Raw genomic sequence first — 25,655 nt, 5'->3', positions numbered from 1 at the left:
AACGGCGCCATCCATCGGCATGTCACAGGTAAACGTCGCGCACGCCCCTCATCCGCCTGCCGGCACCTTCTCCCCGCATGCGGGGAGAAGGAAGAAGCGGCTACCACTCGTCCGAAACCGGCGCCCCGTGAAAGAGCTCGGCGATGCGGCGGCGGGTGCCCTCGCTCACATCCTGCGGCAGCGCATCGAGCGGGAAGAAGCGCGCCTCGGCGATCTCGCGGTCGGGCACATGCGGGTGCGTCTGGCGGAAATCGGTGATGAGATAGACGGCGACGTGATCGCGCGCGCTGGCCTGCCGGTTGAAATGGAAGGACTTGAGCTCGGGCTCTCCGAGGATCTCGATATTGCCTTCCTCGGCGAGCTCGCGAGCAAGCGCCGTCTGCGTGCTCTCGCCAGGTTCGACACCGCCGCCGGGAAAGTACCAGCCCTCCACATAGGTGTGGCGGACGAGGAAGACGGAGCGGCTTTCCGCGTCGAACACCACGCCGCGCATGCCGAGCGTCATCGGCCGCCGCAGGCGCAGCCAGAAATGGAACAGCCGGATGCGCAGCGCCGGCTTCCTCGCCTCGCTCCGGGCTGGCTTCACACGACGGTCCATGCGGCCCTTCCTGCGGGCTGGTCAGCCCGCTCTGCGTGTTCTACACACGGCCTATGTTTCGGCTCGCGCATTTTTCCGACATTCATCTCGGACCCCTTCCCGCCATAAGCTATCGGGAACTCGCCTCCAAGCGCATCACAGGCTACATCAACTGGCAGCGCAACCGCAGGCTCAATCTCGATCACGGGGTGATCGACAGAATCACCGACGACATGCTGGCCGCCGCCCCCGATCACATCGCGCTGACCGGCGACCTCGTCAACCTCGCGCTCGACAAGGAGATCGAGATGGCGCGGCTGTGGCTGGAGAGCCTGGGGCCGGCACAGGCCATCTCCGTGGTGCCGGGCAACCACGATGCCTATGTGCCGGGCGCACTCGCCCGCTGCTGCCGCGCCTGGGGCCCGTATATGACCGGCGACGGCCAGAAACCGCCGAAGGGCAAGGGCGGCTTTCCCTATCTGCGCGTGCGCGGCCCGGTGGCGATCATCGGCGTCTCCTCGGCCCGGGCGACGGCGCCCTTCATGGCCAGCGGGCACTTTTCCAAGGCGCAGGCCAAGCGGCTTGCCCTCCTGCTCGACAGGGCCGCCGCCCAGGGGCTGTTCCGTGTCGTGATGATCCATCATCCGCCGGTGCGCGGCGCGACCAACGCGGCCAAGCGCCTCTACGGCATCAGCCGTTTCCAAAAGCTGATCCGCAGCCACGGTGCCGAACTGGTGCTGCACGGCCACACGCACCTGCCGACCGTCCACCACATCAAAGGCCCCGACGGCGCGAGCGTGCCGGTGGTTGGCGTCGCCGCCGCCGGCCAGGCCCATGGCAGCGCCAAGCCGCCGGCCCATTACAACCTCTTCGAGATCGACGGCGCCCCCGGAAGCTGGCAGATGCGCTTCAGCCGCCGCGGCATCGTTGCAGGCAATGGTGAGATCGGCGAGATCTCGGGCGCCGTGCTGAGCCCACCCGTCAGCGATCGGCCCGACGCGGTCCCCTGATCAGGTCAGAAGCGCGAAAGGAACTCGGTCAGTTCCGGAAAGCGATCCGACAGGACGAACATCACGGCGGCGGCGCCGACGAGGCCGCCCAATAGCACGAACAGCGCTCCGCTGAGGAACGCCCTCCACCCGCCGCGCCGCGGCAATTCGGCAGGCACACTCTCCTCCGCCGGCCGACGCGGCAGCGTCTCCACCTCGCCCTCGACCGCCCGCTGGCGCTCCACCATGCGTTCGGCGATGTAGCGCGTGACCTGGTCGGCGACGGGCTTCATGTCGGCGCTTTCGGCCAGCACGACGCGGCCGAGCCGCGTATCCCGCACGAACCGGAAGGTGCGGTGGTCGCGCGCCATCACCACATGGGCGACGGCGTCGATCCACAGGCGCGGCTGCTCGCCGGAGGAAATGGCGAGGTCGAAGGCCGGATCGTCCTTCGGCACCTCGGCGAAGATCGGCTCCAGTTCCTGGGCCAGCAGCTCGAGCCGGGCGCGGCTCGCCTCGCGCATGTCGATCACCACATCCGCACGGTCGGCGGCGGCGTTCTTCATCTCGCGAACGGCATCGGCAAGGCTCCGCACATTGCTGGCGGAAAGGCGGTTCTGACCGGCCTCGCTCATCGGCGGTACTCCTGAACGGATATCAGCGTTAATCCATCGTTAACACGGATAAATCCGGAAATCATCACGTTTTGTTCCGCTTCGAAAGGCATAGTAAATGCTGTAAGTTTACAAATAAACTTACTAAACGAAAAACGTCGCTCAGCTTTCGCCGAGTACCGCGCGCAGGATCGCCGCCATGCGCTGCGGCGCTTCCTCGGGCAGCATGTGCCCGAGCCCGTCGAGACGGTGGAGGACGAAGCCGTCCGGCAGATCATCGCACTGGCGGACCGGCAGGACGACGTCGCGTGTGCCCCAGACGACGTGAACCGGCATCGACAGCCCTTCCAGCATGGCGCGCGGGAACACGCCCTGAAGTCCGCTGCCTGCAATCAGATTGCTGATCTCATTGAGTTTTTCGCGCTGTCCCGGACGCTCGTCGAGAGCCATTGCCGCTTCGAGAACGCCTGGCGGCAGGGCGGCGTGCGGGCCAAACAGCCCTTCGAGCGCAGCGCGCAGCGCGCTTCTGCTGTCCGCCGCGGCACGGTTTGCCAGAAGATCGCCGGCGATCTCCGGGCCAAAGCCGCCCGGCGCAAAAAGGGTGAGCGATGAAACCCGCTCCGGGGCGGCGCATGCCACAAGGACCGCCACCGCACCGCCAAAGGAATGCCCCGCCAGATGGAACTCGTTTACGCCGCGGGCATCGAGGTCGTTTAGCACGGCCGTGGCCGATGCCCGTGCCTTGCCCGCCCCCGGACACGACAGGGAGCGGCCATGTCCCGGCAGATCGTGGGCGATGATGCGCAGGCCCGGCGGCAAGGCCGACCGGACGCCGTCCCAGACGCGATGCGAGCCGGCAAAGCCATGCAGGAGGACGAGGGCCTTGCCGCCCTCGCCCGTATCGTCGGCATAAAGCCGCTCGCTCACCCGGCGATCCGGTTGGCGGCCGAGACGACCGCCTCGAGCGAAGCGGCGACGATGTTGGTGTTGACGCCGACCCCGAACAGCTTGCCGCCCGGATGCTGCACCTCCATGTAGCAGACGGCGGCTGCATTGGAGCCCTGCTGGAGGGAATGCTCGGAGTAATCGACCACCGACATGTCGATGCCGACATGCTTGGACAGCGCGTCGATGAAGCCGTCCACCGGCCCCGTCCCCACGCCCTTGATGACGATCTCCTTGCCATGGTCGAGGATCGCCGCCTCGATGATGCGCTGGCCCTTCACCCCGGTGTCGGGAAAGGTCTGGTGATCGATGAACTTCAGGCGCGCATCGGGCTGATCGACATAGAGCTCCATGAAGCGCTCGTGGATGCGCTTCGACGGCAGTTCCTTGCCTTCGCGGTCGGTGATGTCCTGGATGTCCTCGCGGAACTCCACCTGCAGGTTGCGCGGCAGGTTGAGACCGTAATCGGCCTGCATGACATAGGCGATGCCGCCCTTGCCCGACTGTGAGTTGATGCGGATGATCGCCTCGTAGGAGCGGCCGACATCCTGCGGATCGATCGGCAGGTAGGGCACCTCCCAGAGCGGCTTGTTGGCCGTCTTGATGGCCTTCATGCCCTTGTTGATCGCGTCCTGGTGCGAGCCGGAGAAGGCCGTGTACACCAGTTCGCCTACATAGGGGTGCCGCTCGGGGATGACGAGCTGGTTGGAATACTCGTAGACGTCCTTCATGCGGGTGATATCCGAGCAGTCGAGCTCGGGGTCGACGCCTTGCGTGTACATGTTGAGCGCCAGCGTGACGATGTCGACATTGCCGGTGCGCTCGCCATTGCCGAACAGGGTGCCCTCGACGCGATCCGCGCCGGCCATCAGGCCGAGCTCGGTGGCGGCGATGCCGGTGCCGCGGTCGTTGTGCGGGTGCAGCGAGATGATCAGGCGGTCACGACGGTCGAGCTGGCGGCACATCCATTCGATCTGGTCGGCATAGATGTTGGGCGTCGCCATCTCGACCGTGGACGGCAGGTTGATGATCAGCTTGTCGTCCGGCGTCGGATCGACGATCTCTATGACGGCGTTGCAGATATCCAGCGCCACCTCGAGCTCCGTGCCGGTAAAGCTCTCCGGCGAATATTCGAAGCGATAGCCGCCGCCTGCCCTGGCCGCCATGTCGGTGATCATCTTGGCCGCGTCCGTGGCGATCTGCTTGATACCGCCGACATCCTTGCCGAAGACAACGCGGCGCTGCAGCTCGCTGGTCGAATTGTAGAAATGGATGATCGGCCGATGCGCGCCCTCCAGTGCCTCGAAGGTGCGCGTGATGAGTTCCGGACGGCACTGCACCAGCACCTGCAGCGACACCTCGTCGGGAACCTCGCCCTCTTCGATGCACCAGCGCGCGAAGTCGAAATCTGTCTGCGAGGCCGAGGGGAAGCCCACCTCGATCTCCCTGAACCCCATGTCCAGCAGAAGCTTGAACATGCGCGCCTTGCGCTCGTGGCCCATCGGGTCGATCAGCGCCTGGTTGCCGTCGCGCAGGTCGACGGAGCACCAGATCGGCGCTTTCTCGATGCGCTTGGAGGGCCAGCTGCGGTCGGCGAGATCGATCAACGGATAGGGCTGGTACTTGCGTGAGGCGTCGGGCATGCCCTTGCTCCGCACACCCGATACATCGCCCTTTGGGTCGTTTGCTGCCATGTCAGTCATCGTGTTTTGCGCGTCCATTTCATTCTCTTCCCGGCACCGGTTGCGTGCGCTCGGCACGACGGGCCTGTCAACAGTAAAGTGCGGTTTTGGGAAAGAGCTGCAGCCCAGCGGCGTCATCGACCGCCGGGCGCTCCTTCAACGGACCCGGCGATCGCCGATAAGGCCGAGAAGAAGAAGGCTGGAGGAAAGCGCACGTCCCATCGCGCCGAAAGAGGCGGCACGGGCTGCTGAAGCAGAGCTGGTCTGGCGCATAATCATGCTGCGTTCCATAGCCGAGGCGAGCCCGGCTGGCAAGTGCGCCTTGCCGAAGAGGGGTGATCGGCGCGGTGGCAACCCCGGTCCGCAGCCGTGCCGAAGGAACGATGCAGGACACCGGGTTGACAACCGGTCCGGTTTCGCTATTTTACCAATTATCTAATTAACCGATTGGTATATCACATGCAAACCGACCCTCTCAGCACCGCCTTTGCCGCCCTTGCCGACCCGACGCGGCGGGCGATCCTGGCGCGGCTTTCGCAAAGCGAGGCGACGGTGAACGAACTGGCGGAACCCTTCGACATGACCCTGCCGGCGGTGTCCAAGCACCTGAAGGTGCTGGAGCGCGCCGGTCTCGTCTCGCGCGGCCGCACGGCGCAGTTCCGGCCCTGCCGACTGGAGGCCGGACCGCTGAAAGACGTCGCCGGCTGGGTGGAGCAGTATCGCCGCTTCTGGGACGACAGCTTCAACCGCCTCGACGATTATCTGAAGGAACTCCAGAGCAGGGAGCGCTCCGATGACGCGTGAGGCCGAAGCCCCGAACCCGCATGCGAAGACCGGGGAAGAGATCGCCCTCGGCATCACCCGCATCTTCGACGCGCCGCGCAGCCTCGTGTTCAGGGTCTGGTCGACGCCCGAGCACCTTGCACGCTGGTGGGGCCCGCGGGATTTCACCGTTCCATCCATCAGATCGGATTTCCGCAAGGACGGCCAATGGCGCAGCTGCATGCGCTCGCCCGAAGGGGCGGAATACTGGGCAAGCGGCGTTTATCGCGAGATCGTGCCGCAAAGCCGGTTGGTCTTCACCTTCCAGTGGGAAGAGGACGGGGCGATCGAGACCCTGGTGACGGTGACTTTCGAGGACGCCGGCACGGGAACCAGGCTGACCTTCCGGCAGGCGCCGTTCCGCACGATCGAGGACCGTGACAGCCACGCGGAGGGCTGGAGCGAATGCCTGGACCGCCTGGGCAATCACCTGAACCGGCAGAATGGGAGTGGACGATGAAGAAGACCTATCACGGCAGTTGCCATTGCGGGGCCGTCCGCTTCACGGCCGGGATCGATCTGGCACCGCCCGGACAACGCTCCGCGCCCGAATTGCCCGGCATCTGGTGGACCGCAACCTTTCGCTGCAACTGCTCGTCCTGCCGCAAGAGCCGTTTCTGGAAGGCCTTCGTGAGGCCCGATGATTTCGCGTTGCTTTCAGGCGAGGAGGCACTTGGCGAATATCGTTTCGGCGAGAAGGCGATCAGCCATCGATTCTGCACGCGATGCGGCGTGCGGCCTTTCGCCAGCGCCGACTTCGAGCCGATGGGCGGCGCATTCCATGCCGTGAACGTGGCCTGCCTCGACGATGCGACGCCGCAGGAGCTCGAGGCCGCACCGATCATCTATGAGGACGGGGAGAATGACGCGTGGGACCGGCCACCGGCCCTTTGCGGGTATCTGTAACGATCGACGGCCGCGGGAAGATCGGCCGAGCCGTGTCAGCCCGAAACGCCATAGGAGGAGAAAGCCATGAATGCCCGAACCGCCGCCAAGGCCGATGCCGAACTCCACATCAACCGCACCTTCGACGCACCGCGCGCGCTGGTGTTCGAAACCTGGACGAAGCAGGAGCATCTCGACCGCTGGTCCTGCCCGGCCGGCTTCACCATGCCCCATTCGGAAGGCGATATCCGCACCGGTGGCTGGTTCCGCACCTGCATGCGCTCGCCGGACGGCCAGGACCATTGGCTGAGCGGACGCTACCGGGAAGTCGTTCCGCCCGAACGCATCGTCTTCACCCACGCATGGCACGACGAGAACGGTGAGCCAGGCCACGAAACGGTCGTTGAGGTGACCTTTACGGAAACGCCGGACGGCAGGACGAGAATGTCCTTTCATCAGGCATTCTTCGCCTCGAAAGCCTCGCGCGATGGGCACGAGGCCGGCTGGACCGAAAGTTTCGACAAGCTCGACGCACTGCTCGCCGCGCTCGCCTGACCGCCGATAAACGCGATCGATTCCAAGAATTAGACCGGGATGCGGGCGGAAAACCGCTTCACACTTTTCCTCATCTCCCTCTAGTCGTCGAGCGCGGCAGCGCTCGACACGATGCTGTACTCGATGCCCTGCGGTAGATAGTCGACCTTGGCCTCCCCCCGGAAGTCGGTCGCCACGAAGCGCTCGATCAGCTTCGAGCCGAAACCTCTCCGGGTCGGGACGTCGACCCTCGGCCCACCTCGCTCGCGCCAGCGGAAATGGAAACACTCGCTGGTGCGGTCCCATTCGATGACGATGCGGCCGGCATCATTCGACAAGGCGCCGTATTTGATCGCGTTGGTCAGAAGCTCGTTGAGGGCGAGCGACAGCGCCAGGGCCTGCCGTCCGTGCAGCGACACCCGCGGCCCGCTTGCCTGGATGCGTTCGGGCTCGAGGATGCGCTGCGAGAGCACCGTCTCGATCAGCCGGTCAATGGTTGTGTCGGGATGGTTTCCCGAAACGAGCAGCGCCTGCGCCTCGCCGAGCGCCCGCAACCGGTCCTGAAAGATCTGCAGCTTCTCGTCGACCGATTGCTCACCTCTGAAGGTCTGTCCCGCAAGCGCCGAGACCATCGCGACCAGGTTGCGCATGCGGTGCTGCAACTCGCCGTTCACCGCGGCGACCTGTTGCTGGGTGCGGATCGTCTCCGTGGTCTCGATCACCGTATCCATCATGCCGAGCACCACACCCCTCTCGTCCCGCACGGGGCTGTAGCAGAAGGTGAAATAGGCCTGCTCGTCGAACCCATGGCGATTCACCACCAGCGGAAAGTTCTCGATGAAGGTCGGCTCGCCGGCATAGGCCTTGTCGGCGATCGGGCCGATCACCTCCCAGGCCTCGGCCCAGACCTCGCGAAAGGAACGGCCGATGGCGTTGGGCTTGTCGCCGAGGATCGGCTTGAAGGCGTCATTGTGCAGCGTGATCATGTCGGGCCCCCAGACGAGGGCCTTGGGAAAGCTGGAGCTGATCATCAGGCCGACCGCCGTCTTCAGCGCCGGGGGCCAGTCCTCGATCGCTCCGAGCTTGGTCTTCGACCAGTCGACGGAGCGAATGGTCACCGCTGAGTCCCCACCCCCGACGAGAAATGCAAGGCTGTCGTCGCTCATCCATCAACCCCGCCAACATTTCGAAAGACCATCGAGAACAATATCAGCAATGCACGAATTGGCCACATATTTGCAGCCCGGCGAACGCCCCTTCGTCAGCGCCTCTGCCCCTACCCGGCCTTTCGCGCGGCAACCTCCTCATAGGCGGCCTGCAGGCGCTCGCGCACGGTGGGGCCGGACTTTGCACGTGCCGGCGCCTGCCCCAGGTGAGCGACGCGCAGATCGTCCATGAACTCATCCCACAGGGCCGGACCGCCCTCGTGCAGGAGGTGCGCACGGATCGACAGCTCCTCGGAGACCGGCAGCCATTTGCTGCCCCAGGCGCCGATCATCGCGAAGACCGGCACCAGATCGATCCCCTTCTCCGTCAGGCTGTAGATAGCCTTCTGCTTATGACTCGGATCGTCCGTCCTCGAGATGATACCCTCGGCCGTCAGCCGCCGCAGGCGGTCGGCCAGGATGTTCGAGGCGATCTTCTCCATCGAATTGTTGAGCAGGTCGCGGAAGTGCCTGTGATTGCCGAACATCATGTCGCGCAGGATGATCAGGCTCCATTTGTCGCCGAGGATCTCGAGGGCCAGATTGATCGGGCAACCGGAGCGATGCTGGTCTTTCATTCGTATCTCCAAAAAACTGGTTGCATTTTGCCATCAGTGTATATAATCTGCAACTGGTTTTAAATTGCAATCAGTATTGACATCCGAAAGGAGCACGACATGAGCAAGATCATCATCTGGAATCTGGTCTCGCTGGATGGTTTCTTCGAGGGGCCTGCCAAGTGGGACCTCGACTTCCACAACGTTGCCTGGGGCGAGGAGCTGGAGGCGCTCAGCAAGGAGTTCGGCAAGAGTGCTGCCGCGCTGGTCTTCGGCCGGGTGACATACGAAGGCATGAAGGCTCACTGGACCTCCGCCGCGGCCTCCAGCGAGGCGTCCGAGATCACCAGCTTCATGAACGCGCTTCCCAAGATCGTCGCATCACGCACGCTCAAGAGCTCGGACTGGAACAACACGCGCGTCACCGACGACATCGCCAGCGCTCTCCGCGCTGCGAAGGAGAAGGCCGAGCCGGGCAAGAACATCTATGTCTTCGGCAGCGCCGAGCTTTGCGATTCGCTGATCAGGGCGGGGATCGTCGACGAAGTGATGCTGGGGCTGGTTCCCGTGCAGCTCGGCAAGGGCACCCCCTTCTTCAAGCCGGGCGGCGAGGAACGCATCTACAAGCTGCTCGAGGCGCGACCGCTGAACAACGGCACCCTCATCCTGCGCTACGAACCGGCACGCCAGACGGCCGGCGCATGATCGCTGGGCGGGCGTTCACACGCCCGCCCAGCGCGCCACCATGCGGCTGATCGGCGGCCCGGCAAGGAGCACGAAAAGGAAGCGGCCCATCTGCACCGCCATGATGAAGGACAGGTTCACGTTCTGCGAGGCGGCGGCGATGATGGCGACGGAATCCATGCCGCCCGGGCTGGTCGCCAGATAGGCGGTCAGCGGATCGATGCCCCATTCGGCATGGAGCAGCCAGGCGAGACCGCCGCAGAACGCCATCAGGGCGATGATCGACAGCACCACCTGCGGCAGCGCCTTGAAGGCGGTGCGCAGAAGCGCCCGGTCGAATTTCAGGCCGATGGTCCAGCCGACCAGCATATAGGCGGCGCCCATCAGCCAGGGCGGCAGCTCGAGCGCCGCGCCGGCGCCCACATGGGCAAGCGCCCCGGCAAGCAGCCCGCCGAGGAAAAAGGGCGCCGGCAGGCGCGAGAGCTTGCCGGCCAAGGCGCCAAACACCGCCAGGCCGAGTGTCAGCGCAAAGGCTTCAAGCCGGATCGGCGCAAACCACACCGTCGCGGGTGCCTCCACACCGGACGTGTCCACCCACAGCCGAGCGATCAATGCCGCGGCAATGGTCACGAAGATCACCCGCAGATATTGCATGAAGGCGACGAGACGCTGGTCGGCGCCGAAAGCGCCGGCCATCAGCACCATGGCGGTCGCCGCCCCCGGAGCGGATCCCCAGACGGCGGTGGTGCCGGGAAGGATGCGCCAGCGGCTAACGAGGAAACCGAGAAAGCTGCTGGCGGCCACCGTCGCCAGGACCGCCAGAAGCAGGATCGGCCAGATATCGGCGAAGGAAGCGAGAATCGCCGGCTCCAGGGAGCCGCCGATCAGGAGGCCAACGAGCGTCTGCGCGCCGGCAAAGACCATCGTCGGCACCCTGATTGCCGCGCCCAGCGCCCCGGTTGCGACGGCAGCGAGCATGGGACCTATGAGAAGCGCCGCCGGAAGCGCCGTATAAAGCATCAGCCCGGAAAGAAGCGCGGTGAGGCCGATGAGGAACAGCCATTGGAGACCGCGGGGGCGACGGGTCAGCGGGCCATGAAACGAGGTCTTCGCCGTGGTGTCCATCAATGCATGCTCCCGCTGTTGCCCGGACGGGATACAGGATCGTGAACCACAAGGGAATGTCTCCGACTGCAGCCATGCGCCGGCGCACCGTGGCGAGCACATGGCGCCGGGCCTGGAATCTGCGTTATCCTGCGTCTTTCAAAGAGCGCGGGAAATTGCGGGATCGTTTTGTCGGGTCGGCAGTTTGCCGAACGTCCTCAGGCGGTCAACACCACAGGAGAACGACGATGCGTTACATGATGCTGATGATTCCGAAGGGTTATGAAAGCGCCGGGCCGGACCTGGAGCTTCCCCCCGACGCGGTCGACAAGATGATGCGCTACAATGAGGAACTGCGCTCGGCGGGCGTTCTGGTGGCGCTCGAGGGGCTGCATCCGCCTTCGGCGGGCGCCCGCGTCTCCTTCGCCACCGGCAAGCCCGTCGTCACCGACGGTCCCTTCATCGAAGCCAAGGAGGTGGTCGGCGGTTTCTGGATCATCGACGTGCCGACCCTTGCCGATGCCATCGAATGGGCGAAACGCTGCCCGGGCTCGCCCAACGAGACGATCGAGATTCGCCGGATCCAGGAAATGGACGACTACTCCGACGAGGTGCGCGCGATCATCGAATCGCATCCGGGCGTTCTGGAGAAGGGCTCCGGAAAGCACTGATCGCACCGCCGGTCAGGCGAATTTCGCCTTGTGCGCCGGCTCGACATGGATGGTGACCTGCGCGCCGGGGAGCTTTTTCTCCAGCGCGTTCTCGATGCGATCGCAGATACGGTGCGCCACCTCGACGGACATTTCCGAGGGAACCACGAGATGGAATTCGATGAAGCGGGCGCGCCCCGCTTCACGCGTCTTCAGGTCGTGGAATTCCAGCGCCCCGTCGCGGTTTTCCTCGACGATGCGCTCGATCTCCGCCAGATCGCCCGCGTCGACGGCGACATCCATCAGCCCCTGCACGGATTCGCCCACCAGGTGCCAGCCGTGCCAGAGGATGTTGAGGGCGACGACGACGGCCATGGCCGGATCGAGCCACAGCCAGCCGGTGGAAACGGCAAGCACCAGGCCGATCAGCACGCCGGCCGAGGTGACGACGTCCGTCCAAAGGTGTCGGCCGTCCGCCACCATGGCCGGCGAGCGCGCACGCCGGCCCGTAGAGATCAGCAGCCAGGCCCAAAAGCCGTTGCCGACAGCCGCCAGCGCGTTGATCGCTAGGCCCAGCGCCGGCTCGTCGAGAACGCGCGGGACGAAGAACGCCGACCATGCCTCGTGCAGGATGAGGAGCGCGGCCAGCACGATCAGCACGCCTTCGATGACGGCGGAGAAATATTCAGCCTTGTGATGGCCGAAGGGATGGTTCTCGTCCGCCGGCTTGTGGGCGAGCCGCAGCGCATACCACGCCATGGTGGAGGCGACGACGTTGACGACCGATTCCATGGCATCCGAGAAAAGCGCCACGGATCCGGTGAACCACCAGGCGAGCAGCTTCAGCGCGAAGATGGCAATGGCCACGACGATGGACCAGGCCGCAATGCGCTGCAGCGTGCCGTTCGAGGGCATGCCGTTGCCTTTCGACGATTCCTGCGCCCTGCTTTCAGGGGGCGCAGGCCTGTAGGTCTTCTGCATCATGCCGCCTTCACGCGCGCCCTTCGCGGCAGATGGGCCACGACGTTCTCGATCATGCGCATGCCGGCATTCTGGCCGAGGGTCATGATCGATTCGGGATGGAATTGCACGGCCGCAACCGGCTCCTTCTCGTGTTCTATCCCCATCACGACGCCATCGTCGGTCTCCGCCGTGACCGTGAAGACCTGCGGCAGGCGCACCGGATCGGCGAAGATCGAGTGATAGCGCCCCACCGTGATCTCGGAGGGCAGGCCGGAAAACACCAGGCTGTTGCCTCCGGCCCGGATGCGCGACGGCTTGCCGTGCATCGGCTCGGCCAGTTGGCGCAATTCGCCGCCATAGGCCTCGACCAGAGCCTGAAGCCCTAGACAGACGCCGAAGATCGGCAGCTCGCGCCCGCGCGCCTTGGCGATGGTGGCGGCGCAATCGAAATCCTCCGGCCGGCCCGGCCCCGGCGACAGCACGACCAGGTCCGGCGCGACACGCTCGAACGTCTCGTCGGTCACGGGCGTCCGCACCGTCACGACCTCAGCTCCGGTCTGACGGAAATAGTTGGCGAGCGTGTGCACGAAGGAATCCTCGTGATCGACGAGCAGGATCTTCACCCCCTCGCCGACGCGCGCCGCCGCGCGCGTCTCATTGTCCATATTCGCCTTTCCCGCGTCCCGGATCGCCGACAGCATCGCCGAGGCCTTCAGCTCGGTCTCGGCCTCCTCCTCCTGCGGGTCGGAATCATACAGCAGCGTCGCCCCCGCCCGCACCTCGGCGATGCCGTCCTTGATGCGGATCGTGCGCAGCGTCAGCCCCGTGTTCATGTCGCCGTTGAAATGCACCATGCCGATCGCCCCGCCATACCAGACGCGCGGGCTCTTCTCGTTCTCCTCGATGAAGCGCATGGCCCACAACTTCGGCGCGCCGGTGACGGTGACCGCCCAGGCATGGCTCAGGAAGGCGTCGAACGCGTCCATGCCCTCCCGCAAGCGGCCCTCGATGTGGTCGACCGTGTGGATCAGGCGCGAATACATCTCGATCTGCCGGCGGCCGATGACCCGCACCGAGCCCGGCTCGCAGACGCGGCTCTTGTCGTTGCGGTCGACGTCGGAACACATGGTGAGCTCCGACTCGTCCTTCTTGGAGTTCAACAGCTTGATGATCTGCTCGGCATCGGCGATCGCATCGTCGCCGCGCTTGATCGTGCCGGAGATGGGGCAGGTCTCGACCCGACGGCCGGTCACGCGGACGAACATCTCCGGCGAGGCGCCGACCAGATATTCCTGCTCGCCGAGATTGATGAAGAAGGAATAGGGCGACGGATTGATCTGCTTCAGCCGGCGCGAGATCTCGGACGGCGCGCGCTCGGCACGCTCCATGAACATCTGTCCCGGCACCACCTCGAAGAGGTCCCCGCGATGGAAGCTCTCCTTGGCCTTCTCAACCAGGCGGGCGTACTCGCCGGGCTCGTGATCGCTGCGCGGCGGCTTGCCGGGCGCCGTCCGGAACGGGTCGCGCGCACCCTCCCGCGGCAGCCCCTCGGTCGAGAACCCCTCGCCGGCGTAGTCGTAGCGGTCGTGCCAAGCTCTTGCCGCATGGTGATCCACCACCAGGATCTCGTCGGGCAGATAAAGGACCAGATCGCGTTGGCTCTGCGGGCGCGCGAGGCGCTGGCTGATGGGATCGAACTGAAAGGCGAGGTCGTAGCCGAAGGCTCCGTAGAGGCCGAGATTGGCATCGTGGTCGGAGTGAAACAGGGCGGTGACGGCGCGCAGCACGGTGAACACCGTCGGCGCGCGCGAGCGCTCCTCCTCGGAGACGACGCGCTGCGGCTCGGCGACGTCCAGCGCCAGAAGGCGTTCCGCGCGCTCCCTCACCGTCACCGCGTCGAGCGCCTCGACCGCCCGCGCCACGGCGGGCAGCAGCGCCTCGCCCCGCGCGTTGAGCGCCTCGATCCGCATGGCCCGGCCGTGCGCGGAAATCACCAGCGGCGGATCGACGATCGCCGTGTCCCAGCGGGTGTAGCGGCCCGGATACTCGTAATTGGACGAGAACACCGCGCCGCGCCGCGCGTCCAGCGCTTCGATATAGGCATCGATGGCGCCTTCGTAGGCGGTCTCGCTGCGCGTGCGGGTGATGGTGATTCCGCCCGCCGTGATGAAGCGTTCACCGCCGTCTTCCAGAACTTCCAGGCTCATTGTCTGCTCCCTTTTTTCAGGCACCGCCGGGAAGCTGCAACAAAAATGGCCGCCCGGTTTTCACCTGCGGCCATGGTCATTTCAACGCGCAAACTGCACGGCGGCCGCTGTCAGCGGGCCCACCACCAGAGTTTTGCGCAAGAAACCGTCGTCATGGCTTTTCCATAGCCTCACCGGCGCCATCGCGCAACCGCTTTCCTGCGCCCCGCGCGCTGCGGCTGTTGCGGTAGAGGGAGATCAGCGTGACGGCGAGCCAGGTGAGGCTCGCCCAGGCCGCCCCCAGCGCCCAGCCGGCGGCCACGTCGCTCGGCCAGTGGACGCCGAGATAAAGGCGGCTCACCCCGACGATGAAGGCGGTGAAGACCGCCACGCCGAGAACGTAGACCCGCACCCGCCAATCCTCGAAGAAGCGCATGACGAGCGCCGCCAGCGTCAGATAGGCGACGGTCGTCACCATGGCGTGGCCGCTCGGGAAGCTGGCGGTGTGGATGACGTCGAGATGCGCCACGATGTCCGGCCGGGGTCGATCGTAGAAGGTCTTCATCACATGTGCCACCAGCGCGCCCGAGCCGACCGAGAAGACCGCGTAGAAAGCCGAGCTGTAGCGGCGCGTGACGACCAGGAGCCCGGTCACCAGCAGCAGGGAAAGGGTGATGACGGGATAGCCGCCGATCGCCGTCACCTCCAGCGCCGTCTCCTCCAGCCAGGAAGGCCCGATCGGATCTGTCGGATCGGCGGGATTGCGCATGGCGAGCAGGATCCTCTCGTCGAGGCTGCGGATTTCCCCTTCCGCCACTTCCTCGGCGATGGAGAGGAAGAGAAAGGAGCCCGCCGCCAGAACGAGAAGCAGGAGGGTCGGCGCCAGGGCCTGGCGCCGGCGGGCGAGCCTCTTGATGAAGCGATCCGTTCTCTCGGTCATGCGATTCCGTTCTTTCCGGCCCAAATCCGCGCCTGCCTGTTCCGATGACTTGCCAAAACGGTGCGCCGGCAGGAAATGTTGCTTACATAAGGGATATAAAGCTTCTGTCCATGAAAGGACGCAGCCCATGACATGGTCCTTCAACATCGGCAAGATCGGCGGCACCGTGCTGCGGGTCCATGTCACGTTCTTTCTGCTGCTCGCCTGGATCTGGTACATGCACTACCAGATCGGCGGCACGGCCGCCGCCTGGGTGGGTGTCGCCTTCATCCTTGCGGTGTTCGCCTGCGTGGTGCTGCACGAATTCGGCCACGCCCTCGCCGCCCGCCGCTACGGCATCCGCACGCCGGACATCACGCTGCTGCCCATCGGCGGCATGGCACGGCTGGAGCGCATGCCCGAAGAGCCTGGCCAGGAGCTGGTCATCGCCCTCGCCGGCCCGTTGGTCAACGTCGTGATCGCCGGGCTCATCATCCTGGCGCTGGGCGGCGCGGCCGGCATCGAACAGATGATCCAGGTGGAGGATCCGCGCACGGATTTCCTGGTGCGGCTTGCCGGCGTCAACATCTTCCTCGTCCTTTTCAACCTCATCCCGGCCTTTCCGATGGACGGGGGACGGGTTCTGAGAGCGCTGCTGGCAACCCGCATGAGCTGGGCGCGCGCCACTCAGATCGCCGCGAGCATCGGGCAAGGACTCGCCTTCCTGTTCGGCTTTCTCGGGCTTCTCTACAATCCGCTCCTCATCTTCATCGCCATCTTCGTCTATCTGGCCGCCGCCGCCGAGGCGCAGGACGCCCAGATCCGCGGCATCGCCAACAGCGTGCTTGCCGGCGACGTGATGGTGACGGAATTCGCCAGCCTCGACCGCTCCGCCTCCGTGGCCGAGGCCATCGAGCGGCTTCTGGCGACGACCCAGAACGAGTTTCCGGTGGTCGACCCGTCCGGCCGCCTCGAAGGGCTCATCACCCGCAACGACATGATCCGCGCGTTGCGCGAGACCGGTCCCGATGCGCCGGTGGTGGGCGTCATGCGCAGCGGCCTGCCGACGATCCACAGGCGCCAGAGCCTGACGGACGGATTGCGCCTGCTGCGCGAAACCCAGGCGCCGGCCGTCGCCGTTCTCGACAGTCACGACCGGCTCGCCGGCCTCATAACATCCGAGACCATTGGTGAGATGATGATGGTGGGCGCAGCCATGCCCGAGGGTTTCCGCTTCGGCAAGCTGCGGCGCCGCAACCGCCGTCAAAGCTAGCATCGGGCCCGTGGGCTACCCCTTGGCAACCGGGTGTCGGCGGTGTGTTTCGGCCGCATCGCCTTGACATCCCCACTGTGCTGCACCACTTTCAAGGGTATGGAACAGGACCGGAAACAGACTTTCGACTTCTTCAGGGTGTGTCCCATAGCGGGGCACTGACCCCCGGTTCGGTGTCATGCGCCTCCGAACCGAGGGGCGCGTATCCGCTCGCCGGCAGACATCGGCCGGCATGCAAGGCGGATCAGGTTTCCAAGGCGCATCAACCACACTTCTGACAACAGCCACAGGCCCTTGGGGAACGCGTATACGCGGGCCGACAGCATCGCATGGACACGCAAAAATGCAGCACAAGACCGGGCGCAAGCCGAGCATCACGATTTCCGAAACCGACTACGAGCGCCTGACCGGTCTCGCAGCCGCCCTGGAGGATCGCAACCCCGAAATGTCGGAAACCATGATGGCCGAGCTCGACCGGGCCCGCGTCGTGCGCGATGACGCGCTGGCACGGACGATCGTGCGCATGGGCTCCACGCTGACCTACACCGCCGACGAGGGCGAGAAGAAGACCGTAACGCTGGTCTATCCCGGCGATGCAGACATCGAGAAGGGGCGGATTTCCATCACGACGCCGGTCGGCACGGCGCTGATCGGCCTCAAGGAAGGCCAGTCGATCCACTGGACGGCGCGCAACGGGCGCACCCACCAGCTGACCGTGCTCGAAGTGAAGCAGCCGGCCGAGAGCGCCTGAGCCGGAAGCCATGCACCACCCGCATCTCCTGTTCTTCACGGGGCATCTCCTGACGGGAGCTTAACCCCTGCGCCGGAAACGCCCAGCGCAGGGGTTCCTCTTCCCGAACAGACACGGCGACCGGCATGCCGGCGCGCCAACGGAGATTGCCATGTGGACCCGGAAGGGATGCATCCTCACCACCAGGGATTTCGCGATCCTTGAGATTCTTCACGAACAGCGGACGGAGCTTGACCAGTCTCTCGCCGCGCTGCTGCGCCACAAGCTCGCCAGCGCAGCGGTGGTCTTTCACGACGACGTGCCACCCGACGCGGCGACGCTGAACAGCCGCGTGCGCTATCGCGTCGGCGGCAATGCACCGGCAACGCGCATCATCACCCGCGATGCGACGCAAGCCATGGTGGGACTGGCCCTGCCGCTGAACACGCTGCGCGGGCTGGCGCTGCTCGGCCTGCGCGAGGGAGAAGCGATCACCCTGCCGCAGCGCGGCGCCGGCCTCGCCGAGCGCATCACCCTTGAGGCAGTCCTCTATCAGCCCGAGCGGGCCGGGCGTTCGGCTGCCGAGCGGGTGAGGATGCGCCCTGCCCTGCGCCTGGTGCATGACGCCGACGCGATCCCGCCTCCGCTGCCACGCGAGCGGGGCGGCGGCGAGGATCCCGGCCCGAGCGCTGCCTGACCTGCCGCCCACGAAAACAGGCGTGCAGACGGCCCGCGAGGGATTTCTCTGGCGCGGGCCTTGATCCGGCCGCATAGTAGGCTCACCAGAGCGATGTCTGGTGAGCCTTTCGGACCCGCAATGAAAACGCCGTTTCGGCATCTCGCACTTCTGATCCTGCTTGCCCTGGCTTTTGCCGGAGCGCCCGGCCATGCGGCGACGATGGCCGCCATGGGCCAGATGACGGATTGCAGCGCCCACGGTGCCCATGCCAAGGACTGCGACTGTAAGGCTCACACGGCGATGCGCTGCGCCGCCGACTGCGTCGCCACCCCGTTCAGCAGCGAAGCCGCCGCCACGCATTGGCGGCCGAATGCACCAAGGGTCCTGGCGATCGCCGACCAGCCGCATTCCGGCTGGCACCTCAGACCGCAAACGCCGCCGCCCCGCCTCCTCGCCTGAACGCACGTCCATCACCCACGGCCGTCCGGCATCCGCGAAAGCGCGTTTTCGCGCCCGGCATCCACGGGTTTCACGACCATTGCTTCAGGAGAAACCTATGCACTCCATCATCACCCGTCGCGGCTTCCTGGCCGGAAGTGCGGCATTCACCGTGGCTGCGGCCCTTCCGCCGGTCACCCACGCCGCCTCGCAACGAAAGCTCGTTGCGACCACCCGCACGCTCGACATCAAAGGCAAGCCGGCCACCGTGTTCGGCATCGCCAACCAGCAAGGCGGGCAGGGTCTCGTGCTCGAGCCCGGCGAACGCTTCAGCCTTACGTTGGAAAACAAGCTTGCCGAGGAAACGCTGATCCACTGGCACGGCCAGATCCCACCGAACCGGCAGGACGGGGTTCCGGACATGCCGATGCCGAAACTCAAACCCGGCGAGAGCCGCGACTACGATTTTACGCCGCTTGCCGGCACGCACTGGATGCATGCCCATATCCCGGCGCAGGAGATGCAGCTCCTGGCCGCTCCCCTGATCGTGCGCAGCGAGGAGGACAAGAAGGCCGACCGCCAGGAGGCGGTGCTGTTTCTCCACGACTTCACCTTCACCCCGCTTGCCGAATTGCTCGACCGATTGGGCGCCGGCGGAGCCGGGCACGGCTCCGGCATGGGTATGATGCCGGGCATGGGCGGTATGAACGGCATGGGCGGCATGGGCGGCATGAATCACGGCGCCATGCAGATGGACCTCAACGACGTCGAGTTCGACGCCTATCTCGCCAACGACCGCACGCTCGCCGATCCCGAGGTGGTGACCGTCGAGCGCGGCGGCGAGGTGCTGCTGCGCATCGTCAATGCGTCGTCGGCCACGGTCTACTGGATCGACAGCGGCGCCCTCGATGCCGAACTGGTGGCGGTCGACGGCCATCCGGTCGCGCCGTTGAAGGGGCGCCGGTTCGGCCTCGCCATGGCCCAGCGTCTCGACATCGTCCTGCGGCTGCCGTCCGCCGGCGGCGCCTTCCCGATCCTGGCGCTGCGCGAGGGCGCGCGCGAACGGACCGGGCTGGTCCTGGCAACGCCCGGAGCTGAGGTGAAGCGCATCGGGGAGATGGGAGAGGACGAAGCGCCTGCCTTCGGTCTCGAGCAGGAGGCACGCCTCAGCGCCCTCGCCCCGCTCCCTTCACGACCTGCCGTCAACGGCCGGATGGTGATGCTCGGCGGCGGAATGGAGCCCTATCTGTGGACCATCGACGGCCGCACCTGGGGCGAGCATGCGCCGATCGCCGCACGAAGCGGCGAGCGCTTCGAGATCGCCCTGCACAACATGTCGATGATGGCGCACCCGATGCACCTGCATGGCCACAGCTTCCAGGTGGTGGCGATCAACGGGCGGCGCTTTTCCGGGGCGATCCGCGATACGGTCCACGTGCCTCCCATGGCCATGATCACCATCGCCGTCGACGCGGGCGAGGCGGCGCGCTGGATGTTCCACTGCCACCACATGCTGCATCTGGAAACAGGCATGATGACGGAATTCTCCGTCGCGGCCTGACGATCGAAGCTGCGCCGGCGGTCTTTGCCGGCGCAGCGATCGGGATGACTCCGCTTTTAAGACAATCCTTCGATCAGCCCGTCATCATTGAGGAAAATCCGCTCCGACGACGGCACTTTCGGCAGGCCGGGCATGGTCATGATCTCGCCGCAGATGGCGACCACGAAGCCGGCGCCGGCCGACAGGCGCACCTCGCGCACCGGCACCACGTGCCCCGTCGGTGCACCGCGCAGGTTGGGATCGGTGGAGAAGGAATACTGCGTCTTGGCCATGCACACCGGCAGATGGCCGTAGCCCTGTTCCTCCCACTGCCGGAGCTGGCTGCGCACCGACTTATCGGCGATCGCCTCCGAGCCGCGATAGATGCGCTTGACGATGGTGTCGATCTTCTCGAATAGCGGCATGTCGTCGGCGTAGAGCGGCGCGAATTGCGAGGCGCCGCTTTCGGCCAGCGCCACCACCTTGTGCGCCAGTTCCTCGACGCCGGCCGATCCCTCGGCCCAATGCCGGCACAGCACCGCCTCCTCGCCCTGGGCGGCGACATAGGCCTTGACCGCCTCGATCTCCGCCTCCGTGTCGGTGTGGAAATGATTGATCGCGACGATGGCCGGCACGCCGAACTGCTTCACGTTCTCGATATGGCGCCCGAGATTCGCACAGCCATGTTTGACGGCATCGATGTTCTCGGTGCCGAGATCCTCCTTCTTCACGCCGCCGTTCATCTTCAGCGCCCTGACCGTGGCGACGATGACGGCCGCGGCCGGCTTCAGCCCCGCCTTGCGGCACTTGATGTCGAAGAACTTCTCTGCCCCGAGATCGGCGCCGAAGCCGGCCTCCGTCACCACATAGTCGGCCAGCTTCAGGGCGGTGGAGGTGGCCATCGCCGAATTGCAGCCATGGGCGATGTTGGCGAACGGCCCGCCATGGACGAAGGCGGGATTGTTCTCCAGCGTCTGCACCAGGTTGGGCTGCAGCGCATCCTTGAGAAGCACCGTCATCGCGCCGTCGGCCTTGATGTCGCGCGCATAGACCGGGCTCTTGTCGCGCCGGTAGCCGATGATGATGTCGCCCAGCCGCTTTTCGAGATCCTTCAGATCCGTCGCCAGGCACAGGATGGCCATCACCTCCGAAGCAACGGTGATGTCGAAACCCGCCTCGCGCGGAAAGCCGTTGGCGACGCCGCCGAGCGAGCAGACGATCTGCCGGAGCGCACGATCGTTCATGTCCATCACCCGCCGCCAAGTGACGCGGCGCGTGTCGATCTCCTGCGCGTTGCCCCAGTAGATGTGATTGTCGATGAGCGCGGAGAGAAGGTTGTGCGCCGAGGTGATGGCGTGGAAATCGCCGGTGAAGTGGAGGTTCATGTCCTCCATCGGCACCACCTGCGCATAACCGCCGCCGGCCGCGCCGCCCTTGACGCCGAAGCAGGGGCCGAGCGAGGCCTCGCGGATGCAGATCATGGCCTTCTTGCCGATCCGGTTGAGCCCGTCGCCAAGGCCGACGGTGGTGGTGGTCTTGCCCTCACCGGCCGGCGTCGGGTTGATCGCGGTGACGAGGATCAGCTTGCCGTCGCGATTGCGGCGCGCCTCGGCGATGAATTCCGCCGAAATCTTCGCCTTGTCGTGCCCGTAGGGCAAAAGGTGCTCGGACGGAATGCCGAGCTTCGCGCCGATTTCCTGGATCGGCTTTTTCTTCGCCGCCCGCGCGATCTCGATGTCGGACTTCACTTCGGCCATGACGATGACTTCCTCTCCCGAACAGGTTCCGCATGGCATAAAGCCGCGAAATACCGCCTTCCACCGTCGCAAAAGAGGCGCTGAATGCGTGAAATGCGACAGCTACCGCCCACGAGCGGGCCAGGACCAGGCCGGCGGCTGGTGCTCCTGCAGAACGATTGTCTCGCCGAGTCTCTTGGCGAGCGTGAAGGACATGGCCCCGTTGATCGTCTCGAGCGCGGCGACCAATGGCTGTGAATGGGTCACGACGATAAGCTGCGAGGCGTGGGAAATTCGCGCCAGAAGCCGCGCCAACGGGTCGATCAAATCGGGGTGCAGGCTCGTCTCCGGCTCGTTCAGGACCAGCAGGGATGGCGGGCGCGGCGACATGAGGGCCGCGATAAGGAGCAGGTAGCGCAGCGTTCCGTCGGAAAATTCAGCCGCGCGCAGGGGCCGCAAGAGGCCCGGCTGGCGCATCTGCACCTCAAAGGCGCCATCGTTTACGGCGATTTCGACGGTACTGCCGGGAAACGCATCGTCGACGGCCTGCGCGAGACCGGCGTCATCGCCGATCTCGATGATGGTCCGTAGAGCGGCCGCCAGATCCGAACCGTCGGAGGCAAGAACGGGGGTGCGCGTGCCAATCTGCGCTCGTCGCGCCGCCGCCTCCGGATCCGTGCGAAAATGATCATAGAAGCGCCAGCCGCGCATCCGGTCGCGCAGGATCAGAAGCTCCATCGCATTCCTTGGATCCGCAGCATGCGTCATCATGCTGTCGAACGACGGGAGGTTCTTGAGGACCGAGGTTCGCTTGCCGCTTTCGTCGAGAATACTGACATGCGGTCCATTGCGCTGGGCGAACACATTGCGTGCCGATAAAGCTTCGCCGGCCCAAACTGCCTCCGCCTTGATCTCCGGATCCAGCGCAAACATGCTGGGCGATGGTGCCGCCAAACCGAGATCGATGGCATAACCATAATCCTCGTCGGCAAATCCCAGCCTCAGGCTGACGGAATTGCGCCGCAGCGTGCCCTGAACCGGTTGATGTCCGGCCTTCATGCCGGCCGAAAGTCTCTCCGGCCCGGCCCATAAGGTCGAGCGCAGACCGCCTTCCCGCGCAAGCGAAGCGATGACCCCACCCTGCGCCGTCTCGGCAAGGAGACGGATCGCCTTGTAGACGCTGGACTTGCCACTCCCGTTGGCTCCGGAGATCACATTCAGGCGGCCGAGCGGCAGCACGAGATCGTGAATAGAACGATAATTTGAGATCGCGATCGTGATGAGCATGAAAACGGTCCTTGAAAACGGGTGATCCGAAATGGGCAAAGATCGATCCCCGAGCGGAACTCCCGGGAAACACTACCGGTTTTCAAAGAAGATGCGGAAATTGAAGACCACACTATGGCGAGCGGCGCGGTGACGCCGCCGAAGCTTCCGGCGATTAACCGGCGATCACCGGTCCAGCACCTGCCGGAGCTCGACCAGGTTGGAGCGGGCGCGCAGGATGTAGAAGCCCATCGTCGCCAGATGGGTCGGCATGATCCAGCCATCCTCGCGGCCGTTCGAGATGATGAAGGGCGTGATGTTCAACGCGGCGCGGAACTGCTCGTCGGTCGTCCTCCAGAGCGACCCCAGCGAGCGCTGCGCGACGACATCCTCGAAGTCGGCACCGGCGGCCTTCAGGAGCCCGTAATAGGCGTAGAGCTGGCCATAGGCGAACCAGAAGCGGTCGTCGGCGCGGGTGTCGAACCAGCCTGAATTGTAGTTTTCCGAGCGCTGCCGCAGCAGATCCGAGGTGGAACCGAGGTCGCTGGCGATGCGGTCGAGGAACTGGATCAGGTTGTCGGCGCGCGCGTCGAAGACCGCTTCGCAGCTTTCGAGCCGGTCGTTGAACTTGCGCAGGTCCCGGATGGCGGCGCGGTAGAAGCTCGGCGTCGGCGTCTTCGGGCCGAACGGGCTCAGGCCGAAATACCAGGTCTCCTCGTCGAAGGTGATGGCGCCGCGCGCGTTCTGCAGGTCGCGGTCGATCTGCGAGGTGCCGCGCACGCGGCCGAGCGCATCGACGAGTTCGATGGCGCTGCGCCGGACGGCCTGATTGACGCCGCGCTGAAAGGAGGCCTTGTTGTCGAAGAAGGGCGTATCGTCCCAGTCGAGGACGAAGAACAGGCCGAGCTTGTAAAGCAGCATGGAGGAAATCCATGCGTTCTGGTTGACGTTGAAATCGGCAAGGTCCGCCGTCACGTCGACGATCGCCGAACGGCCGCAGGTGCGTGTCTCGCCGCCTTGCGTGCCCGCCGTCTGCTCGCCGGCGGAAACGCCGCGCGCCTCCAGCCCGTATTTCTTCACGTAATCGGGGTCGAACCCGTTCCAGACCTGCGTCTGCCAGAAGAAATAGGCGTAGAAGCCGACGATCAGCAGCACCACCAGCCCGACGCTGCCGCGAATGATCCAGCCGCGCCGCGTGTACCAGCGGCCGACGGCCAGGAACGGCCACAGGATCCAGGCGATGACCAGCCCTATGCCCCGCCCGATCCAGTGAAAGACACGGGTGAAGAAGTCAACGATGGGATCGAGCACGGGAGCCCCCTCAATCTAGGCCGTAGAGGCGCCGCCTCAGCGCCGGTTTGTCCCTGAGATAAGTGGTTTTGAGACGTGTCACAACATATTCGCGCCAGGCATCGGAATAGCCTTGGTAATCCTGATAGAAGCCCTGCTTGTTGAAGACGTAGCGCGCGATGAAGTCCGACGGGACGAAGTCGGAGATCAGCCGGTTGGTCAGCCAGGCATCCGGATGGCCGGGATCGGCACGCGTGACGAGGAAGCGCAGATGCGGCGGCACCTCCTCCACCTTCAGCTGGCCGAACTGGCCGATCTCGCGCACCGCCGCGTTGAGGAAGGGAAAGGCGCCGTCGCGCGTCACGAGGTCGGCGTTGCGATGCGTCCAGGTCTGCAGCCAGACCGGGTCCATACGGGAAAAATCCTGATCGGGATTGGCGCGGCGGACGAGGTCGCTCAGCACCATTTCCGCACGGTGGACGAGATAGCCCGAGCCTTCCACCCAGGAAGCGCGCGGCAGCTGGATGCGGCCGGTCTCGGCCAGGAAGCGGAAGATGCGGGCCGGGTCGTCCTTCGACAGATAGCTCACTTGCCAGGGCCGCGAGCGGCGGAAGCCGGGCGCTGCCGGGTCGGCGATGACGGTCGTCGTGTCGCGGTCGGCGAAGATGTAGACGCCGCCGAAATGGCTGGTCCAGTAGGCGTTGTGATGGAACACCACCTGCTCCGGCACCAGACTGTTCTCGCGGATGTCGCCGGTCTGCTCGGCGAGCGCCACCATGCGGTTGAGCAGCGCGTCGTCGCGCCAGGCCTCCGGCTCGTGCTTGACGCGGTCGGCGAGCCGGCCGAGTTCGGCGGCCTTGCCGAGCAGGTCCTCCGCCGACAGGACCTTGAATTCCACCTGAACGATGGAGAGCAGGTCCTCGATGTCGCGCACCTTCGTCACCTGCTCCTCGATCTCGCCATAGACCACATCCTTGATGGTGATGGCGTTGATGGCGCGGGCATTGGCCGTCATGAACTCGTAGACGAGCTGCGAGGTGTTGGAAAAGGCGGTGTGGACGACGGGCAGCTCGATCTGCGCCGGCGTCAGGATGATGAAGCGCCGGTTGACCCCGTTCGGGTCGAGATACTGGTCATCCTTAAGCTCCTCGGCGACCTGCGGCGAGAACCCCGTGCGGTCGATCTCGAAGGATGTGAGCCTGGTCGGCTTGAGCCCGAAAGCCTCCAGCGCCTTGTTGTAACGTGCGATCAGATGCGGCTCCTCGATCTTGAGGAGCCGTCCGAAGATAAGGTCGTTGTCGCGCAGGAGATTCATCGCGCCCGCCCCTCGGTTTGCGCTCGCCCCTCACCCTTACCCTCTCCCCGCTCGCGGGGAGAGGGGGCCGTC

At 65.3% G+C, this 25,655-nt stretch carries 26 protein-coding genes; 12 read left to right on the top strand and 14 right to left on the bottom strand.

Annotated elements, in window-relative coordinates; translation table 11 throughout:
• Nucleotides 1–100: 100 nt before the first annotated feature.
• On the bottom strand, nt 101–598 hold the full coding sequence (locus NUU27_RS06015; protein ID WP_257761174.1) for an NUDIX domain-containing protein: 498 nt from the start codon (nt 596–598) through the stop codon (nt 101–103).
• A gap of 53 nt (nt 599–651) precedes the next feature.
• On the opposite strand from NUU27_RS06015, the gene NUU27_RS06010 reads away from it, so the two are divergent.
• Nucleotides 652–1,587 (top strand): metallophosphoesterase, encoded by a 936-nt coding sequence (locus NUU27_RS06010; RefSeq protein WP_257761173.1) that lies wholly within the window; start codon nt 652–654, stop codon nt 1,585–1,587.
• Between the two features lie 5 nt (nt 1,588–1,592).
• On the opposite strand, the gene NUU27_RS06005 is transcribed toward NUU27_RS06010, so the two are convergent.
• The 3 genes from NUU27_RS06005 to leuA all read right to left on the bottom strand — a co-directional run bounded on the left by NUU27_RS06005 (nt 1,593) and on the right by leuA (nt 4,768).
• Complete coding sequence (locus tag NUU27_RS06005; protein WP_257761172.1) at nt 1,593–2,201, bottom strand: hypothetical protein; 609 nt, start codon at nt 2,199–2,201, stop codon at nt 1,593–1,595.
• A gap of 141 nt (nt 2,202–2,342) precedes the next feature.
• The gene (locus NUU27_RS06000) at nt 2,343–3,107 is read right to left on the bottom strand and encodes an alpha/beta fold hydrolase (protein ID WP_257761171.1); all 765 of its coding nucleotides are present in this window, start codon (nt 3,105–3,107) and stop codon (nt 2,343–2,345) included.
• Nucleotides 3,104–4,768, bottom strand: a complete 1,665-nt coding sequence (leuA, locus tag NUU27_RS05995) for a 2-isopropylmalate synthase (RefSeq protein ID WP_257761170.1) — start codon at nt 4,766–4,768, stop codon at nt 3,104–3,106. Before leuA ends, NUU27_RS06000 begins: the two co-directional genes overlap by 4 nt.
• Nucleotides 4,769–5,266: 498 nt before the next feature.
• Between leuA and NUU27_RS05990 the strand changes: the two genes are divergently transcribed.
• The 4 genes from NUU27_RS05990 (at nt 5,267) to NUU27_RS05975 (ending at nt 7,069) form a co-directional block, all read left to right on the top strand.
• Nucleotides 5,267–5,611 carry a helix-turn-helix transcriptional regulator gene (locus NUU27_RS05990; protein ID WP_257761169.1) on the top strand — a complete coding sequence of 115 codons (345 nt, stop codon included), beginning with the start codon at nt 5,267–5,269 and terminating at the stop codon, nt 5,609–5,611.
• Complete coding sequence (locus NUU27_RS05985; protein ID WP_257761168.1) at nt 5,601–6,089, top strand: SRPBCC domain-containing protein; 489 nt, start codon at nt 5,601–5,603, stop codon at nt 6,087–6,089. The genes NUU27_RS05990 and NUU27_RS05985 overlap by 11 nt, the downstream gene beginning before the upstream one ends.
• Entirely contained in the window at nt 6,086–6,535 is a 450-nt protein-coding gene (locus NUU27_RS05980) for a GFA family protein (protein WP_257761167.1), read from the top strand. Before NUU27_RS05985 ends, NUU27_RS05980 begins: the two co-directional genes overlap by 4 nt.
• Before the next feature lie 66 nt (nt 6,536–6,601).
• Entirely contained in the window at nt 6,602–7,069 is a 468-nt protein-coding gene (locus NUU27_RS05975) for an SRPBCC domain-containing protein (protein WP_257761166.1), read from the top strand.
• A gap of 80 nt (nt 7,070–7,149) precedes the next feature.
• On the opposite strand, the gene NUU27_RS05970 is transcribed toward NUU27_RS05975, so the two are convergent.
• A complete protein-coding gene (locus tag NUU27_RS05970; protein WP_257761165.1) occupies nt 7,150–8,166 on the bottom strand; it encodes a sensor histidine kinase in 1,017 nt (338 codons plus the stop codon).
• A 158-nt stretch (nt 8,167–8,324) separates the two neighbouring features.
• A complete protein-coding gene (locus NUU27_RS05965; RefSeq protein ID WP_257761164.1) occupies nt 8,325–8,831 on the bottom strand; it encodes a helix-turn-helix domain-containing protein in 507 nt (168 codons plus the stop codon).
• 99 nt (nt 8,832–8,930) lie between these two features.
• Between NUU27_RS05965 and NUU27_RS05960 the strand changes: the two genes are divergently transcribed.
• Nucleotides 8,931–9,515 carry a dihydrofolate reductase family protein gene (locus NUU27_RS05960; protein WP_257761163.1) on the top strand — a complete coding sequence of 195 codons (585 nt, stop codon included), beginning with the start codon at nt 8,931–8,933 and terminating at the stop codon, nt 9,513–9,515.
• A gap of 15 nt (nt 9,516–9,530) precedes the next feature.
• Here the strand turns inward: NUU27_RS05960 and NUU27_RS05955 are convergent, their stop codons facing one another.
• Nucleotides 9,531–10,619 (bottom strand): AbrB family transcriptional regulator, encoded by a 1,089-nt coding sequence (locus NUU27_RS05955; protein WP_257761162.1) that lies wholly within the window; start codon nt 10,617–10,619, stop codon nt 9,531–9,533.
• Nucleotides 10,620–10,846: 227 nt separating this feature from the next.
• On the opposite strand from NUU27_RS05955, the gene NUU27_RS05950 reads away from it, so the two are divergent.
• Nucleotides 10,847–11,269 (top strand): YciI family protein, encoded by a 423-nt coding sequence (locus NUU27_RS05950; protein WP_257761161.1) that lies wholly within the window; start codon nt 10,847–10,849, stop codon nt 11,267–11,269.
• A gap of 12 nt (nt 11,270–11,281) precedes the next feature.
• Here NUU27_RS05950 and NUU27_RS05945 read toward each other — a convergent pair whose 3' ends face one another.
• From NUU27_RS05945 to NUU27_RS05935, 3 genes are all read right to left on the bottom strand, one after another.
• Nucleotides 11,282–12,163, bottom strand: a complete 882-nt coding sequence (locus NUU27_RS05945) for a cation diffusion facilitator family transporter (protein WP_257761222.1) — start codon at nt 12,161–12,163, stop codon at nt 11,282–11,284.
• 65 nt (nt 12,164–12,228) lie between these two features.
• On the bottom strand, nt 12,229–14,418 hold the full coding sequence (locus NUU27_RS05940) for an anthranilate synthase (protein ID WP_257761160.1): 2,190 nt from the start codon (nt 14,416–14,418) through the stop codon (nt 12,229–12,231).
• A gap of 151 nt (nt 14,419–14,569) precedes the next feature.
• Nucleotides 14,570–15,337, bottom strand: coding sequence for a phosphatase PAP2 family protein (locus NUU27_RS05935; protein WP_257761159.1), 768 nt, complete (start codon nt 15,335–15,337; stop codon nt 14,570–14,572).
• A 127-nt stretch (nt 15,338–15,464) separates the two neighbouring features.
• Here NUU27_RS05935 and NUU27_RS05930 point away from each other — a divergent pair, with 127 nt between their 5' ends.
• The 5 genes from NUU27_RS05930 (at nt 15,465) to NUU27_RS05910 (ending at nt 19,997) form a co-directional block, all read left to right on the top strand.
• A complete protein-coding gene (locus NUU27_RS05930) occupies nt 15,465–16,589 on the top strand; it encodes a site-2 protease family protein (protein ID WP_257761158.1) in 1,125 nt (374 codons plus the stop codon).
• A 343-nt stretch (nt 16,590–16,932) separates the two neighbouring features.
• Nucleotides 16,933–17,340 (top strand): nucleoside diphosphate kinase regulator, encoded by a 408-nt coding sequence (gene rnk, locus NUU27_RS05925; RefSeq protein ID WP_257761157.1) that lies wholly within the window; start codon nt 16,933–16,935, stop codon nt 17,338–17,340.
• Between the two features lie 151 nt (nt 17,341–17,491).
• Nucleotides 17,492–18,016 carry a nucleoside-diphosphate kinase gene (locus tag NUU27_RS05920; RefSeq protein ID WP_257761156.1) on the top strand — a complete coding sequence of 175 codons (525 nt, stop codon included), beginning with the start codon at nt 17,492–17,494 and terminating at the stop codon, nt 18,014–18,016.
• Between the two features lie 120 nt (nt 18,017–18,136).
• A complete protein-coding gene (locus NUU27_RS05915; RefSeq protein WP_257761155.1) occupies nt 18,137–18,457 on the top strand; it encodes a hypothetical protein in 321 nt (106 codons plus the stop codon).
• A gap of 97 nt (nt 18,458–18,554) precedes the next feature.
• Nucleotides 18,555–19,997, top strand: a complete 1,443-nt coding sequence (locus tag NUU27_RS05910; protein ID WP_257761154.1) for a multicopper oxidase family protein — start codon at nt 18,555–18,557, stop codon at nt 19,995–19,997.
• A gap of 56 nt (nt 19,998–20,053) precedes the next feature.
• Here the strand turns inward: NUU27_RS05910 and NUU27_RS05905 are convergent, their stop codons facing one another.
• The 4 genes from NUU27_RS05905 to NUU27_RS05890 form a co-directional block, all read right to left on the bottom strand.
• Nucleotides 20,054–21,733 carry a formate--tetrahydrofolate ligase gene (locus tag NUU27_RS05905; protein ID WP_257761153.1) on the bottom strand — a complete coding sequence of 560 codons (1,680 nt, stop codon included), beginning with the start codon at nt 21,731–21,733 and terminating at the stop codon, nt 20,054–20,056.
• 102 nt (nt 21,734–21,835) lie between these two features.
• Nucleotides 21,836–22,999: an AAA family ATPase gene (locus NUU27_RS05900; RefSeq protein WP_257761152.1), complete on the bottom strand. Its 1,164-nt coding sequence runs from the start codon at nt 22,997–22,999 to the stop codon at nt 21,836–21,838.
• 165 nt (nt 23,000–23,164) lie between these two features.
• Entirely contained in the window at nt 23,165–24,289 is a 1,125-nt protein-coding gene (locus NUU27_RS05895) for a DUF2333 family protein (RefSeq protein ID WP_257761151.1), read from the bottom strand.
• A 10-nt stretch (nt 24,290–24,299) separates the two neighbouring features.
• Nucleotides 24,300–25,583: a DUF6638 family protein gene (locus NUU27_RS05890; protein ID WP_257761150.1), complete on the bottom strand. Its 1,284-nt coding sequence runs from the start codon at nt 25,581–25,583 to the stop codon at nt 24,300–24,302.
• Between the last annotated feature and the right edge of the window lie 72 nt (nt 25,584–25,655).

The sequence above is a fragment of the Nitratireductor sp. ZSWI3 genome (assembly GCF_024655565.1).
Classification (GTDB): Bacteria; Pseudomonadota; Alphaproteobacteria; order Rhizobiales; family Rhizobiaceae; genus Nitratireductor.
Note: the sequence above shows the minus strand (reverse complement) of the source record. Positions and strands in the feature narration are given on the sequence as shown.

Coding starts and splice junctions, on each gene's coding strand:
- rnk (WP_257761157.1), top strand. CDS start 16,933: ATGCAGCACAAGACCGGGCGCAAGCCGAGCATCACGATTTCCGAAACC.
- NUU27_RS05920 (WP_257761156.1), top strand. CDS start 17,492: ATGTGGACCCGGAAGGGATGCATCCTCACCACCAGGGATTTCGCGATC.
- NUU27_RS05905 (WP_257761153.1), bottom strand. CDS start 21,733: ATGGCCGAAGTGAAGTCCGACATCGAGATCGCGCGGGCGGCGAAGAAA.
- NUU27_RS05930 (WP_257761158.1), top strand. CDS start 15,465: ATGACATGGTCCTTCAACATCGGCAAGATCGGCGGCACCGTGCTGCGG.
- NUU27_RS05890 (WP_257761150.1), bottom strand. CDS start 25,583: ATGAATCTCCTGCGCGACAACGACCTTATCTTCGGACGGCTCCTCAAG.
- NUU27_RS06010 (WP_257761173.1), top strand. CDS start 652: ATGTTTCGGCTCGCGCATTTTTCCGACATTCATCTCGGACCCCTTCCC.
- NUU27_RS05985 (WP_257761168.1), top strand. CDS start 5,601: ATGACGCGTGAGGCCGAAGCCCCGAACCCGCATGCGAAGACCGGGGAA.
- NUU27_RS05980 (WP_257761167.1), top strand. CDS start 6,086: ATGAAGAAGACCTATCACGGCAGTTGCCATTGCGGGGCCGTCCGCTTC.
- NUU27_RS05990 (WP_257761169.1), top strand. CDS start 5,267: ATGCAAACCGACCCTCTCAGCACCGCCTTTGCCGCCCTTGCCGACCCG.
- NUU27_RS05910 (WP_257761154.1), top strand. CDS start 18,555: ATGCACTCCATCATCACCCGTCGCGGCTTCCTGGCCGGAAGTGCGGCA.
- NUU27_RS05965 (WP_257761164.1), bottom strand. CDS start 8,831: ATGAAAGACCAGCATCGCTCCGGTTGCCCGATCAATCTGGCCCTCGAG.
- NUU27_RS05935 (WP_257761159.1), bottom strand. CDS start 15,337: ATGACCGAGAGAACGGATCGCTTCATCAAGAGGCTCGCCCGCCGGCGC.
- NUU27_RS05975 (WP_257761166.1), top strand. CDS start 6,602: ATGAATGCCCGAACCGCCGCCAAGGCCGATGCCGAACTCCACATCAAC.
- NUU27_RS06015 (WP_257761174.1), bottom strand. CDS start 598: ATGGACCGTCGTGTGAAGCCAGCCCGGAGCGAGGCGAGGAAGCCGGCG.
- NUU27_RS05955 (WP_257761162.1), bottom strand. CDS start 10,619: ATGGACACCACGGCGAAGACCTCGTTTCATGGCCCGCTGACCCGTCGC.
- leuA (WP_257761170.1), bottom strand. CDS start 4,768: ATGCCCGACGCCTCACGCAAGTACCAGCCCTATCCGTTGATCGATCTC.
- NUU27_RS05960 (WP_257761163.1), top strand. CDS start 8,931: ATGAGCAAGATCATCATCTGGAATCTGGTCTCGCTGGATGGTTTCTTC.
- NUU27_RS05915 (WP_257761155.1), top strand. CDS start 18,137: ATGAAAACGCCGTTTCGGCATCTCGCACTTCTGATCCTGCTTGCCCTG.
- NUU27_RS05950 (WP_257761161.1), top strand. CDS start 10,847: ATGCGTTACATGATGCTGATGATTCCGAAGGGTTATGAAAGCGCCGGG.
- NUU27_RS05945 (WP_257761222.1), bottom strand. CDS start 12,163: ATGCCCTCGAACGGCACGCTGCAGCGCATTGCGGCCTGGTCCATCGTC.
- NUU27_RS05940 (WP_257761160.1), bottom strand. CDS start 14,418: ATGAGCCTGGAAGTTCTGGAAGACGGCGGTGAACGCTTCATCACGGCG.
- NUU27_RS05900 (WP_257761152.1), bottom strand. CDS start 22,999: ATGCTCATCACGATCGCGATCTCAAATTATCGTTCTATTCACGATCTC.
- NUU27_RS06005 (WP_257761172.1), bottom strand. CDS start 2,201: ATGAGCGAGGCCGGTCAGAACCGCCTTTCCGCCAGCAATGTGCGGAGC.